Source organism: Kitasatospora sp. CB02891 (genome assembly GCF_002803145.1).
Taxonomy (GTDB): Bacteria; Actinomycetota; Actinomycetes; order Streptomycetales; family Streptomycetaceae; genus Kitasatospora; species Kitasatospora griseola.
Window position 1 is genome coordinate 459,055 of sequence record NZ_NNBO01000004.1, and the last position, 13,306, is coordinate 472,360.

At 74.0% G+C, this 13,306-nt stretch carries 12 protein-coding genes; 6 read left to right on the top strand and 6 right to left on the bottom strand.

The features are described 5' to 3' along the window. Positions 1–27: 27 nt before the first annotated feature. Both CG736_RS12920 and CG736_RS12925 read left to right on the top strand, forming a co-directional pair. Positions 28–1,029 carry an LLM class F420-dependent oxidoreductase gene (locus CG736_RS12920; protein WP_043910687.1) on the top strand — a complete coding sequence of 334 codons (1,002 nt, stop codon included), beginning with the start codon at positions 28–30 and terminating at the stop codon, positions 1,027–1,029. Between the two features lie 76 nt (positions 1,030–1,105). Beyond that, positions 1,106–2,179, top strand: coding sequence for an LLM class flavin-dependent oxidoreductase (locus CG736_RS12925; protein WP_100586333.1), 1,074 nt, complete (start codon positions 1,106–1,108; stop codon positions 2,177–2,179). 446 nt (positions 2,180–2,625) lie between these two features. On the opposite strand, the gene CG736_RS12930 is transcribed toward CG736_RS12925, so the two are convergent. Next, a complete protein-coding gene (locus CG736_RS12930; RefSeq protein WP_232733958.1) occupies positions 2,626–3,177 on the bottom strand; it encodes an ATP-binding protein in 552 nt (183 codons plus the stop codon). A gap of 152 nt (positions 3,178–3,329) precedes the next feature. Between CG736_RS12930 and CG736_RS12935 the strand changes: the two genes are divergently transcribed. From CG736_RS12935 to CG736_RS12945, 3 genes are all read left to right on the top strand, one after another. Then, entirely contained in the window at positions 3,330–4,202 is an 873-nt protein-coding gene (locus tag CG736_RS12935) for a helix-turn-helix transcriptional regulator (protein WP_100586334.1), read from the top strand. 3 nt (positions 4,203–4,205) lie between these two features. Beyond that, complete coding sequence (locus CG736_RS12940; RefSeq protein ID WP_100586335.1) at positions 4,206–4,436, top strand: DUF397 domain-containing protein; 231 nt, start codon at positions 4,206–4,208, stop codon at positions 4,434–4,436. 238 nt (positions 4,437–4,674) lie between these two features. Beyond that, entirely contained in the window at positions 4,675–5,178 is a 504-nt protein-coding gene (locus CG736_RS12945; RefSeq protein ID WP_100586336.1) for an ATP-binding protein, read from the top strand. A 61-nt stretch (positions 5,179–5,239) separates the two neighbouring features. Here the strand turns inward: CG736_RS12945 and CG736_RS12950 are convergent, their stop codons facing one another. Both CG736_RS12950 and sigJ read right to left on the bottom strand, forming a co-directional pair. Next, entirely contained in the window at positions 5,240–7,366 is a 2,127-nt protein-coding gene (locus CG736_RS12950; RefSeq protein WP_232733959.1) for an MMPL family transporter, read from the bottom strand. A gap of 11 nt (positions 7,367–7,377) precedes the next feature. After that, positions 7,378–8,313 (bottom strand): RNA polymerase sigma factor SigJ, encoded by a 936-nt coding sequence (gene sigJ / locus CG736_RS12955; protein ID WP_100586337.1) that lies wholly within the window; start codon positions 8,311–8,313, stop codon positions 7,378–7,380. Positions 8,314–8,600: 287 nt separating this feature from the next. Here sigJ and CG736_RS12960 point away from each other — a divergent pair, with 287 nt between their 5' ends. Continuing rightward, positions 8,601–10,868, top strand: a complete 2,268-nt coding sequence (locus CG736_RS12960; RefSeq protein WP_100586338.1) for a hypothetical protein — start codon at positions 8,601–8,603, stop codon at positions 10,866–10,868. A 53-nt stretch (positions 10,869–10,921) separates the two neighbouring features. On the opposite strand, the gene CG736_RS12965 is transcribed toward CG736_RS12960, so the two are convergent. The 3 genes from CG736_RS12965 to CG736_RS12975 form a co-directional block, all read right to left on the bottom strand. After that, a complete protein-coding gene (locus tag CG736_RS12965) occupies positions 10,922–11,674 on the bottom strand; it encodes a hypothetical protein (RefSeq protein WP_100586339.1) in 753 nt (250 codons plus the stop codon). Between the two features lie 246 nt (positions 11,675–11,920). Beyond that, positions 11,921–12,823: an ABC transporter ATP-binding protein gene (locus CG736_RS12970; protein ID WP_100586340.1), complete on the bottom strand. Its 903-nt coding sequence runs from the start codon at positions 12,821–12,823 to the stop codon at positions 11,921–11,923. Continuing rightward, a complete protein-coding gene (locus CG736_RS12975) occupies positions 12,820–13,248 on the bottom strand; it encodes a GntR family transcriptional regulator (RefSeq protein ID WP_043910699.1) in 429 nt (142 codons plus the stop codon). The genes CG736_RS12970 and CG736_RS12975 overlap by 4 nt, the downstream gene beginning before the upstream one ends. Positions 13,249–13,306: the final 58 nt, after the last annotated feature.

The window sequence follows — 13,306 nt, forward strand, 5'->3', positions numbered from 1 at the left end:
GGTAGACAGAAGGGTAGTTGATCGACCATGCAGAACCACCGGTCCGCGCCGGCCTGGGGCATCACCCTGCCGCTGCCCGGACTCACCATCGACCGGCACCGCTTCCTGGTGGAACGGCTGCCGGAGCTCGGCTACAGCGACGTGTGGAGCGCGGAGGGCGGCGGCACCGACGCGTTCACCCCGCTCGCCGCCACCGCCGCCTGGTCCCCGCACCTGCGGATCGCCACCGGCATCGTCCCCGTGCACACCCGCGGGCCCGCCGTGCTCGCCCAGACCGCCGCCACGCTCGCCCAACTCGCGCCCGGGCGCGTCCTGCTGGGCATCGGGGCGTCGGTGCCCGCGCACGTCACCGACATCAACGGCATCCCGTTCGACGAGCCGTTCAAGCGCACCCGCGACGTCCTGCGCTTCCTCACCGCCGCGCTGCGCGGAGAGCACGTCGCCGGGGAGTTCGACACCTTCTCCATCACCGGCTACCGCCTGCCGCACCCGCCCACCGAGCCGGTCAAGGTCATCCTCGGCGCGCTGCGACCCGGCATGCTCCGGCTCGGCTTCACCGAGGGCGACGGGGCGATCACCAACCTGCTCGGCGCCCAGGACCTGCCGAAGGTGCTCGACGCGGTCGGCCCGCAGCCGCCCGGCAAGGAGCTCGTCGTCAAGGTGTTCGTCTGCCCCACCGAGGACACCGCGTACGCGCACCGCGCCAGCCGGCCGTTCCTCGCCTGGATCCTCAACCGGGAGCCCTACCGCAAGTTCCACCAGTGGCTCGGCAACGGCGAGTTGCTCGCCGAGACGCACAAGCGGTGGGCCGACGGCGACCACGAGGGCGCGCAGCGGGCGCTGCCCGACGAGGTCGTCGACACGCTGTTCCTCAGCGGCTCGCCCGAGGAGTGCCGCGAACAGATCCTGCGCTACCAGCAGCCCGGCGTCACCGCCATCCAGCTGTACGTCTCGCTGCCGCCCGAGGTGTTCACCAGCCGCACCCGCCTGCTCGACACCCTCGCCCGGCTCGGGCCCACCGCGAGGTGACCGCCGACTGTTCTGCGGCGGGCCGCGCTTCGGCGGCCCGCCCACCACCTCGATCCGTCCGACCTGGAGACCCTCGATGGAACTCGAACTGCGCGGCGGCGTCCGCGCCGCCCCCGTGCTCGGCGACACCCCCGCCGAACGGCAGGCCCTGCGCTGGGCGCCCGACCCGCGCGAGCGCACCGCCGACCCCGCGCACATCAGCCGCACCGCAAGGGAGTTGGAGGAGGACGGCCTGGACAGCGCGCTCGTCGTCCAGTCCTCCTCCTGGCCCGACCCGTGGCTGGTGGCCGGCTGGGCGCTCGCGGCCACGAGCCGCCTGCGGATCGCCGCCGCCCACCGCATCGGCACCACCTCGCCCACCACCGCCGCCCGCGCGCTCGCGACCCTGGACCGGCTCTCCGGCGGCCGGATCAGCGCCCACCTGATCATCGGCTCCAGCGACACGGACGTCGCCCGGGACGGCGACACCCTGCCCAAGGAGGGGCGCTACCGACGCGCCGAGGAGTACCTCTCGGTCCTCACCCGGTACCTCGCCACCGAGACCGACCTCGACCACCACGGCGAGTACTACACCCTGCGCGCCGCCAGACCCGGCCTGCGGCCCGCGCCCCGCGGCGAACTGCTCTCCTTCGGCGGCTCGTCGCCGCAGGGCGTCGAACTCGCCGCGAGATACGCGCAGGTGTACGCCGTGCCACCGCTGCCGCTGCCCGACACCCGGCGGCGGATCGCCGAAGCCCGCGCCGTCGCCGCCCGCCACGGGCGCACCCTGCGCATCTGGCGGCACGTCACCGTCGTCCTCGCCGACACCGACACCGCTGCGCAGCAGCACCTGCGGCGCCTCCGTCGCGACGCGATCCGCCTGGCGGCGGGGCCCGAAGCGGCCCGTCACCTGGACGCGGTCGCGCTCGACCGCGACCGCGAGCGGGGCCTCGCCGGCCCCGATCAGATCGCCTCCTACATCCGCCGCAACCTCGCCAACGCCTACACGGGCTCCCCCGCGACCGTCGCGTCCCGCATCAACCTCCTGCGCGCGGCCGGCGTCGACATCGTGCAACTCGACCTGCCCACCGAGACCGCGCAGGACCGGGTGCTCCGCCGGGAGTTGGTCAACCACCTGCGCAACCCGCTGGCAGCGCGCAGGAGTTGGTGAGAGCGGCCTGCGGCCGGCTGAGGGCGGCCGGTGAGAGGGATGGGTTCAGGACTGGAGCAGCGCGCCGGAGTTGGTGGGAGCGGATTGTGGTCGGCTGAGGGGTGGGTGTGGGGGTTGTGGCCTGCGGCCGGCGAGAGGGACGGGTTCAGGGGTGAGGCAGCGCGCCGTAGTTGGTGGGAGCGGGTTGTGGTCGGCTGAGGGGTGGGTGTGGGGGTTGTGGCCTGCGGCCGGCGAGGGGGACGGGTTCAGGGGTGGGGCGGCGCGGCCGTAGTTGGTGGGAGCGGGCTGCGGCCTGCCGGGGTGTGGGGGTTGTGGCCTGCGGCCGGGGGACGGGTTCAGGGGTGGGGCGGCGCGCGGGAGTTGGTGGGAGCGGGCAGGGGGCGGATACGGAGGCGAGGCGGCGCAGTGGGGTCGGTGAGGGCGGGTTGCGGTCGGGTGGGCGGGGGTCAGTGGCGGGGGAGGGTGCAGGTGATCTGTTTGCCGAGGGGGGTGGGGGTGACGGTCCAGCCCGGGGCGAGGGCGTCGAGGATCCAGAGGCCGCGGCCGGTGTTGGCGCGGGGGTTGTCCGGGGGCTCGGTGGAGCGGCAGGGGAGGGCCGCCGGTTCGGGGTCGTGGACCTGGACGACGACGTCCTGCTCGGTGTGGGCGAGGAGGACGACGACGGGTGCGTGCGGGCCGCACAGGCGTACCGCGTTGCCGACGAGTTCGCTCGCCACCAGTCGGGCGGCGTCGGCGAGTTCCTCGGTGCCGCCGGCCGAGGTGACGGTCTTGAGGACGTGGGCGCGCATGTCGACCAGGTGTGCGGCACTGGCGTTCATGTGCAGGACGAAACCGTCGGGGCGCGGCGAGAGGTAGAAGCCCTGGGTGGAGCCGGACTTGTGCGGTGAGGGGGCGAGGTCTTCGCGGATGGCGGGCTCCCGGGCGGTGGAGCGAGTCGTCGGCCACCGAAGGGTGATGGCTCGCTCAAGGGTTCGGCGGTCGTGTCGGCGTCGGGGCACGCGGCGTTCGGTGCCACGAGGAGCGACAATGAGGTCACTGCGCGCTACCGGGAGTCAGCATGCCTCCATGATTACCGACTGGGCAATATGCCCAGCCCGATTTCCCTCGATCTAGTTGCTGTGCGGTCTCGGCTCGGTGGAGACTGCGGCCCATGGCGAAGAGAAACCCCACGCCCAAGTCGGTCTACCGTCGTCAGCTCGCGTCCAGGCTCAAGGAGTTGAGGGACGAACGGGAATTGACGCTGACTCATGTCGCCGAGGTGGTGGAGGTCAACCAGAGCTCGCTGAGCCGGATCGAGAACGGTGACCGGGGCACCACCCCGCTGCTGGTGAAGGCCCTGCTGGACTGCTACCAGGTCACCGACCCGGCCGAGCGGGAGGACATCCTCGACCTGGTCCGCGCCGACCAGGCGCAGCGTCAGCAGTGGTGGAAGAAGTACTCGGCGGTCATCAACACCACGCAGTACGGCGGCTATCTGGCACTGGAGTCCAGCGCGACCAGCCTGCGGTCGTACGAACCGCAGCTGATGCCGGGCCTGTTGCAGACCGCGGACTACGCGCGCCGGGTGATCGCCGAGATGCGGGTGGATCTGACGGACCGCCAGATCGACGCGTTGGTCGCGGTGCGGATGGAGCGGCAGGAGAAGCTGCTGGACCGTGAAGGCGCTCCGAAGCTCTGGGCGGTGATCGACGAAGCCGCGATAGCGCGGATCGGGAGCAACCGAACTGTTTTCAAAGGGCAGTTGGAGCACTTGCTGGAGCTCTCGCCGCGTCCGGGCATCACGCTTCAGCTGCTGCCGTTCGCGGCCGGTTTCCATCCCGGACTGTACGGATCGTTCATGCTGATGGGTTTCCCGGATTCGAATCCGGAGGTGGTTTGGGTGGAGAATCTCACCAACTCGGTGTACTTCGAGGGATCTGAGGATGTGGAGCGCTACACCGAGGTCTTCGACCATCTGCGGGCCCGTGCCCTCGGCCCACCCGAGACCCGCAGCCGGATCAGCAAGATTCTCAAGGAGCTGTAAGAGTTGAGCACCACCAAGCCCGTCCCCGCCGAACTGGACTACTCAGCGGTCGTCTGGGAGAAGTCCCCGTTCAGCGGGGGCAACGACAACTGCGTGGAGTTCGGCGTGGTCGGCGCGTTCATCGCCGTCCGTGACTCCAAGCGGCCGGAGCAGACGCCGCTCGTCTACACGCGCGACGAGATCCGGGCCATGGTTCAGGGCGCGAAGGCCGGGGCCTTCGACCACCTGGTCTGACGGCAATAGGCCCACCGGCCGACGGACGTCCACGGCCCCGTTCGACCGCACCACACCACGGGCGCGGCCGGGCGGGGCCGTTCCAGACCCATCGTCAGTTCGCCCGTACCGGTGAACTTTTGGGCAACTGCCGCCGCGTGCGGGAACGAACGGTGCGAGCGGGGTTTCGGATCGTCATAGCCCAGGTAAACAACCCGGATCGACGCTGCCATGAGACTCCGGGTTCCAACCTGACCGGATGGCAGGTCGATCGAGCACAGTGGTGCTGATGTGCGGGCTTCCCGGAGCGGGGAAGACCACCTACGCGCAGGATTTGGTGCGACGCGGTTTCGTCCGGCTGTCGATCGACGAAGTGGTCTGGCAGCGGCTCGGGCAGCGCGATGCCGGCCTGGTGCTGGAGGCCGATGCGTACGACCGGCTCAAGGAAGAGGTCCGCCGCCTTCAGCGGGACGAACTGGTCGCACTGGTGCGGGCCGGGCGCGACGTGGTGGTGGACTACAGCTTCTGGAGCCGCGCCGCCCGTGACGACTACAAGGCCTTGGTCGAAAGCCACGGCGGCTGCTGGGAGTTGATCCATCTCAAGGCCGACCGGACGACGCTGGAGCGCCGGCTCGCCGTGCGGAACGGCGAGGAGGGCGCCAACTCCGTGACGGTCCATCAGAAACTGCTCGACCGGTACGTGGCCGACTTCGAGGAACCGGACGGAGAGGGCGAACAGGTCTTCGTGCAGTCCGCGACCTGAGGCCCCGGAGGCCGGCCGGCGTGGGCGGTGAGGAGCCGCGACGCCGGCCGGGCTGGGTGGGTCAGGGGTGGCGGGCCGGCCACCAGAGGCGGGGGCCGGTGTGGAGGGTGAGGGCGGTGACGAGGACGGAGCGGACGATCAGGGTGTCGAGGAGGACGCCGAACGCGACGGTGAAGCCGAGTTCGGCGGCGAAGACCAGGGGGAGCGAGGCCATCGCGGCGAAGGTGCCGGCGAGGACCAGGCCGGCGGAGGTGATGACGCCGCCGGTGGCGGTGAGCGCGGTGCGGGCGGCGCGGCGGGTGCCGAGGGTGCGGGCGTCCTCGCGGATGCGGGTGACCAGGAAGATGTTGTAGTCGACGCCGAGGGCGACCAGGAAGACGAAGGCGAGGAGCGGGAACGAGGCGTCCGTCCCGGCGAAGTGGAACAGGTGGCGGAAGACCAGGGCGGAGACCCCGAGCGCCGCGCCGAAGGAGAGCACCACGGTGCCGATCAGCAGCAGCGGGGCGACGGCCGACCTGAGCAGGACGGCGAGGATCAGCAGGACCGCCAGCAGCACCACCGGGATGATCAGGGCGTCGTCGTGGGCGGCCGCGTCCCGGGTGTCCAGGGCGATCGCGGTCGTCCCGCCGACCAGCGCGTCCGCGCCGGGCACGGCGTGCACCGCGGTGCGGGCGAGGGCGACGGTGTGCATCGCGTCCCGGCTGCTCGGGTCCGCGGACAGTTCGGCCGACAGGAGGATCTGCGAGCCGGCCGGGAGCGGCGGGGAGACGGCCCGCACGCCGGGTACGCCGGCCAGTGCCGCGCGGACCGGCTCGGCGGCGCCGGCCCCGGCCACCACGTACAGCGGGTCGCCAGCGCCGGCCGGGAAGTGCGCGGACTGGATCTGCTTGCCGACGGCGGTCTGCGGGTGTCCGGTGAACTGCTCGGTGTCGGCGAGGCCGTCCGCGCGCAGCGAGAAGGAGCCGAGGGCGAGCGCGCCGAGGGCGAGCGCGGTGCCGATCCAGACGGTGCGCGGGCGGCGGGCGATCGCGTCGCCCAGGCGGGTCCAGATCCGGCCGCCGTCCGGTGCGGCCGCGCCGAACCCGGGGCGGCGCGGCCAGAACGCGCGGCGTCCGCAGGCGACCAGCAGGGCGGGCATCAGGGTGAGCATCGCCAGCCAGCCGACCAGGACGCCGATCGCACAGGCCGGCCCCATGCCGCGGGTGGAGTTGAGCTCGGCCAGGACCAGCAGCAGGAGTCCCGCCGCGACGGTCGCCGTCGAGGCGGTGATCGCCGGGGCGCAGCGGCGCAGCGCCCGGGCCATCGCCTCGTGCGGATCCTGATGAACCGCCAGTTCCTCGCGGTAGCGGGCGATCAGCAGCAGCGCGTAGTCGGTGGCCGCGCCGAACACCAGCACCACCAGGATGAACCCGGTCTGCTTGTTGACGACCAGTCCGGCGTACCGGGCCAGCAGGAACACCGCCGCCTCGGCGACCGCCAGCGCCCCGCCGACGGTGACCAGCGACAGCAGCGGCAGCCACGGACTGCGGTAGGTGAGCAGCAGGATCACCACCACCACGATCGCGGTGATCGTGGTCAGGCTGCCGCCCGCGCCGAACGCCTTGATCGAGTCGGAGGCGTACCCGGCGGGCCCCGTGACGTGGAACCCGAGGCCGTCCGCGTGCGCGGCGCCGATCGCGGTCAGCGCGTCCACGCTGTGGCCCAGCCCCTCCCAGCCGTCCTTGCCCTTGCGAAGCTGGACGACCGTCTGCAGGGCCTTCCCGTCCGGCGAGGCGACCGGGCCCTGCACGGCGCCGACCACGGCCCCGACCGAGCCGAACGCCGCCGCGTCGGCCTGTGCTTTCGTCAGATCGGAGGCGGTGATGCCGGTCGGACGGTCGTACAGGACGATCGCCGGAACGGTGTCCGCCGCCCCGAACGCGGCGGCCCGCTGTACCACGGCGGTGGACTCCGCTCCACTGGGCAGCCATGCCGCGTTGTCGTTCTGCTCCGCCTCGCCGAGCCGCCCCGCCAGCAGCAGGGCCGGTATCAGCAGCAGCGCCCACAGCGCCAGCACCACCCACTTGCCGCGCCGGCCGGCGGGCACCGTCAACCACGCGGCGGCCCGGCTCGGGCCGGACCCCTTCGCGCCGGAGCCGTTCACGTCGGAGCCCTTCAGGCCGGAGCCGCGCACGTCGGACCCCTTCACGCCGGTGCCCTTCACGCCACGCCTCCGAGCTTGTCCGGGTTCGACACCGCGTAGATGCCGGAGATCCGGTCGCCGTCCGGCACCAGGTCCAGCACCAGTACCGCGAACGTCCGGCCGAAGGCCGAAAGCACTACCGCCGGCGCGCCGTTGACGGTCCGCCAGTCGAACTCCAGGCCCCGGCCGGTCCTCGGCGCCAGACCCGCCAGCAGCCGCGCCACCTTGGACCGGCCGGTGAGCGGACGCAGCCCCCCGGGGGCCTTCCCGCCGCCGTCGCCCCACAGCGTCACCTCCGGCGACAGCAGCTCCAGCAGCGCCGCCAGGTCGCCGCCGAGGGCCGCCGCCAGGAAACGCTCCGTCACCTGCCGCCGCACCGCCGGCTCCGGCTCGTACCGGGGCCGCCTGGCCTGCACGTGATCCCGCGCCCGTTTCGTCAACTGCCGCACCGCCGCCGGGCTTCGACCCAGGATGCCGGCGATCTCCGCGCCGCTGTACCCGAACACCTCGTGCAGCACGAACGCGCTGCGCTCCAGCGGCGACAGCGTCTCCAGCACCACCAGCAGCGCCATCGACACCGACTCGGCCCGCTCCACCTCCGCCTGCCCGTCCCCGACCGCGCCCGGCTCCGCCGACGGGCCCACCAGCGGCTCCGGCAGCCACGGCCCCACGTACGTCTCGCGCCGCCGGCTCACCGCCGCCTGCTGCGCCAGCGCCCGGTTCACCGCCACCCGCACCAGGTACGCCTTCGGATGTTCCACCGGCGCCGCCGCCGCGTCCGCGCGCCGCGCCGCCCAGGCCAGCCAGGTGTCCTGCAGCACGTCCTCGGTGTCGGCGACGCTGCCGAGCAGGTTGTAGACCAGGGAGAACAACAACTCCCGGTGCTCCGCGTACTCCCGCGTGGCGTCGTCGGAGGCCGTCCGTGCCGCCTGTGTCGCCTGCTCCTCGGTCATCCCGGGTGTCCTCTCCGCTGGTCGTGTCGGAGGTGAGAGCACCACCGGACCGCGAAAAGTGACACGGCGGCGTGCGATGTGGCTCAGCTCACAGCGCGGCGGGTTCGGAGCGCCGTGCGGGGGAGCGGTTTCCGGCCGAACGGACGTATCCGCACCTCCAGTAGGCTGACGGCCGCCGGAGCTGTCCGGGGGGACGGGCCGCGCGGGGCGAGAGCCGCCGGGCCGTGCCGCCCCGCGGGTGGGGGCCGGCACACGGGGACGGACAGGACGCGAAGGACAGCGCAACAGTGAACGGCGCCGAACAGCACACCGGAACGCAGGGCCAGGACCACGGGCAGGACGGGGGCGGCGCCGCCTGGCGGTACCTCCTCGACGAGGGAACGGACCCGGCCGGACGGGTCCCCGTCCATGCGGTGCAGGGCAGTTGGCCGCCCGGTGCGGACGCCGCGTACCGGCCGCACCCGCGCCACGGCCGCCCGCTCGCCGACCCCGTCCCTGCCGACGCCCCGCCGCCCGGCCTGCCTCCGCTCGGGGCCGGCCGCCGGCCCGCCGGCCGCGCCCTGCTCGCCTGGCTGGAGGACGCCCGCGGCCCCCGCCTGTGCCGGGTGGCCGGCTCCTCCGGCAGCGGCCGCACCCACCTGCTGACCTGGCTGGCCGCCGCCTGCCCGCCCGACCACCCGCGGCCGGGACGCCGGGTCCACGCGCTGCTGGACGTCGAGGGACTGACGGTCCGTTCGGCCGCAACCCGGCTCGCCGACCTGCTCGGCCTCACCGCCGGCACCCCCGCCGACCTGCTCGAAGCGCTCCAGGACGGCACCCCGCGCACCGTCGTCGTCACCGACCTCGACCGGGCCGGCGGACCGGGCCTGCCCGGCACCCCCGAGCGGGTGGCCGCCGAACTGCTCGCCCCGCTGCTGTCCGTGCCGTGGCTGCTGCTGGTCGTCGAAGCCGCCCACGGGCCCGCCGCCGACCTGCTCACCGCCGCCGCCCCCGGCGGCGCCGTCCTCGACCTCGACCAGCCGCAGTGGACCGACCCCGCGCAGTACGCCGCCTGGTGCGCCCGACTGACCGGCCATCAGGTCGACCCGGCCGCCACCCACCCCAGCCCCGGGCTCGCCCAGCTCGCCGCCCGCACCCCCGGCGCCGTCCTCGACCCGGCCCGGACGCCCGCCGAACGCGCCACCGCCCTCGCCGACACCTGGTGGACCGCGCTGCCCGAGGCCGAACGCGGCGCGCTGACCGCCCTGTCCACCGCCGACGGCCCGCTCAGCACCGAACTGTGGGCCACCCTCCCCGGCGCGGGCGGCGAACAGGTCGTCAAGTCCGCCGCCGACCTGCTGCCCCCGCCGCCGATGGCCGACCGCTGGCGGCTGCGCCCCGACGAGGTCGCCCACCGGGTCGCCGCCGACCGGCCGCCCGTCGACCACGGCGCGATGATGTGGGAGGTGGCCGGCGGCATCCCCGTCCGCGCCGACGGCGGACCCGACCTGGCGGGCAGCGACCCCGAACGCCTCGCACTGCTGCTGCGGCACGCCTCCGCCGCGGACCCGGCCACGCCGATGCTGGACGAACTCGACCTGCTGCTGCACGCCGAACCCGCCACCGTCACCGCCGCGTTCCAGCGCGCCGAGGACGCCGGCGCACCCGTCACCGCCCTCGCCGAGGCCTGGCGGCTCGCCGCCCCCGACCGCGACGCGCTGGCCCGCCCCGCCGACCGCGCCGCCGTCCTGCACGCCTGGCTCACCGGCCGCGACGACCAGTCCGCCGCGCACTGCGCCCACCTCGCCGCCGCCCGCTGGCACACCGTCTGGAACCGCCCCGCCACCGGCCCCTGCACGACCGCGCTCGGCGTCGGCCCGACGGCCGGCTCACTGCTGCTCGCCGACGGGACCGCGATCGGTCTCGCCGATCCCACCACCGGAGAAATCGTCGGTGCGACAAGTGAACTGACGGAGCGCCACCCGCGCTCGCTCGCCGCCTCCCCCTTCGGCGGGGCGCTGCTGCTCGACGCGTCCGGCGTCCTGCGCCCGCTCACCGTGGACGGCGCGGTCGGCGCACCGCCCGGCGCCCTGGACGCGCTCGGCCCTTGCACGGCCGTCGCCGGCCACCACGACGCCCTGGTGCTCGGCCACCCCGACGGATCCACCAGCCACCGCACGCTCTCCACGGGCGTCACCCACCGCCCGGGGACCCCGCTGCACGACGGCCCCGTCACCGCGCTCGGCGTCACCGACGCGGACGGCGGCACCCTGGTGGTCAGCGGCGGCGAGGACGGCCGGGTCTGGACCTGGATGCCCGGCCGCCCCCCGCTGCCCGCCCCCGTCGACCGGCGTCCCCACCCCGTCACCGCCACCGCCCTCGGCGCCACCCCCGCGGGCCTGCTGCTCGCCGCCGCCTGGTCCGACGGCCTGCTCCGCCTGCGCCGCTGGGGCGAACGCCACCGCGGCGCCGACATCCGCCTCGGCGCGCCCGTCCGCTCCCTCGCCGTCACCCCCGACGGCCTGGTGGTCGTCGCCCTGCCGGAAGCCGTCCTCGCGCTCACCCTGGTCGGGTAGCGCGTCGGCCCCGGGCGGTCGAGGACCGTCCGGGGCCGGGGGAGCGGGTGCGCTCAGAGCGCGGCGCGGGTCACCCGGCGGTACACCAGCACGACCAGTGCGGCCGTCAGCACCAGCAGCACGCCCGACTCCACCAGCTGCATCGGCACGAAGTGCGACACCGGGTGGTACTCGCCCCACACCGTCGGCGCGTCCTGGCAGACCTGGAAGTTGCGGGAGCAGTCGGCCTCGGACAGCCGGGTGCCGTCCGCGAGCACCGCGCCGCTGTTCACCAGCCACGACTGCGACGGCTGGATGAAGAAGCCGAGGTAGTTGCGGCTGTTCGGCGCCGAGCCGTGCACCAGCGGGAGGAAGTACGGCCGGGCGAAGCGCATCAGCAGCTCCGCGAGCAGCAGCAGCACACCGCTGACCAGGATGGCCGCGATCGTGCGCCGCAGCAGCACGCCGACCGCCGTGCCCAGCGCCAGCCCGAACAGCGACCAGGCCAGTGGGGCCAGGTCGAGCGCGTGGTAGGTGAAGCCCGGGTACGGCGAGTCGAAGAAGAACCGGTGGCCGGCGATGCCGGTGCGCCACACCCAGGTGGTGAGCGCCGACAGGATGCCCGCCGACAGCGCCACCACCACCGCCGGAACGACCAGCCGGGCCGTCAGCCAGCGCGCCGGCGAGACCGACTGCGCCCGGATCAGCTGCACCGTGCCCCGCTCGTACTCCTGGGCCAGCAGCGGCGCGCCCACGAACATGCCCACCAGCACCGGGACGGCGACCATCGCCGGCTGCACCACGTTGGTGAACACCGTGTTCAGCATGAAGATCCGGGAGCTCAGATCCGCGCAGCGGTTCGGGGGGGGCGCACAGGCTGCCGACGAGGCCGTGGTCGGCGTCCAGCAGCAGCAGATTCATCGTCACCAGGCCGACCACGGCGACCAGCAGCACCCCGGCCGCCACCCGGCGCAGCGGACGGCTCTGCCGCCAGGCCGGCCAGAACGGGCCGCGCGGACGCAGCACGGACAGCCGCGACGGGGCGGCGCTCCCGCGGGACAGCTCGACGGTGGTCATGCGGCGGCCTCGCAGGTGCTGGGGGCGGACGGAACGGGTGCGTCGGGGTTGCGCAGGTAGCCGAGCAGCAGCTGCTCCAGCTGCGGGCGGCTCGGCTCCCACCCGTCCGGCACCGGGGAGTCGGTGCGCAGCAGGCCGGTGACCTGACGGCCCGTCACCCGCCACTCCACCGGGTCGCCGGGCGGGCGCGGCGCGTCGGCGAGGCCCGTCACCAGCCGGTGGCCGTCGAGGATCTCGTCCAGGTCGCCGGCCAGCCGGACCCGGCCGGACTGCACCAGCAGCACGTGGTCGATCGCGCCGTCGAGCTCGGCCAGCAGGTGCGAGGAGATCATCACGGTGGTGCCGCGCTCGGCGGCGTCCGACAGCAGCAGGCCCATCAGGTCGTGCCGGGCCAGTGGGTCCAGATCGGCCATCGGCTCGTCCAGCAGCAGGAGTTCGGGTCGCTTGGCCATGGCCAGCGCCAGCGCCACCCGGCTGCGCTGTCCGCCGGACAGTGACCCCACCCGGGCGCGGGGCGACAGCCCGCCCAGCTCGATCACCCGCTGTGCGCAGGCCTCGTCCCAGCCCGGGTTGAGCTCCCGGCCCAGCCGCAGCGTCTCCTCGACGGTGAACGACGGGTACAGCGGCCTGCTCTGCGTCACGCTGCCGATCCGGGCGCGCAGCGCAGGCGTGCCCGCGGGCTCGCCGAACACCCGCAACTCGCCCTCCGACGGCGCGAACAGATGCGCCATCAGCCCGAACAGCGTGCTCTTGCCCGCACCGTTCGGACCCACCACGCCGCACACCCGGCCCGCCGGAACGGCGAACCCGCAGTGCCGCAGCGCCCACTGGCCGCGACGGTAGCTCTTGCCCAGCCCCACGGCATGCACCGCGGGCGCGGGGCCCGTGACCTCGGTCATCGCTCCCCTTCACTCCTCGTCTCCCGCGCCACCGGGGGAACCCCCGACTCGAAGCGCTGATCCAGTACGGAGGCCACCAGCGCACTGATGTCCTCCCGGTCCAGCCCGGCCTGCCGCGCCCCGTCCACCCAGGCCGTCAACTCGGCCCGCAGCGGCCCGTCCTCGGCCGTGCCCGGCCGGGACAGCGAACGGAGCACGAAGGTGCCCAGCCCCGGACGCGGCTCGACCAGGCCCTCCCGCTCCAACTCCCGGTACGCCTTGAGCACCGTGTTGGGATTGACCGCGGTCCGCTCCACCACCTCCCGGGCCGTCGGGAGCTTGTCCCCGGGCTGCAGCGCACCGAGCCGCAGCGCCTGCTTGGTCTGCTGCACGATCTGCTGGTACGTGGGGACGCCGCTGCGCCGATCGAGGCGGTACTCGATCACGCCGCACCACCCTTTCACTAGTTGATTAGTGGAATGGTGGCGGACGGGGGCGCGGCGG

Coding starts and splice junctions, on each gene's coding strand:
- CG736_RS12945 (WP_100586336.1), top strand. CDS start 4,675: ATGGCAGGTCGATCGAGCACAGTGGTGCTGATGTGCGGGCTTCCCGGA.
- CG736_RS12920 (WP_043910687.1), top strand. CDS start 28: ATGCAGAACCACCGGTCCGCGCCGGCCTGGGGCATCACCCTGCCGCTG.
- CG736_RS12965 (WP_100586339.1), bottom strand. CDS start 11,674: ATGCTGAACACGGTGTTCACCAACGTGGTGCAGCCGGCGATGGTCGCC.
- CG736_RS12970 (WP_100586340.1), bottom strand. CDS start 12,823: ATGACCGAGGTCACGGGCCCCGCGCCCGCGGTGCATGCCGTGGGGCTG.
- CG736_RS12935 (WP_100586334.1), top strand. CDS start 3,330: ATGGCGAAGAGAAACCCCACGCCCAAGTCGGTCTACCGTCGTCAGCTC.
- sigJ (WP_100586337.1), bottom strand. CDS start 8,313: ATGACCGAGGAGCAGGCGACACAGGCGGCACGGACGGCCTCCGACGAC.
- CG736_RS12925 (WP_100586333.1), top strand. CDS start 1,106: ATGGAACTCGAACTGCGCGGCGGCGTCCGCGCCGCCCCCGTGCTCGGC.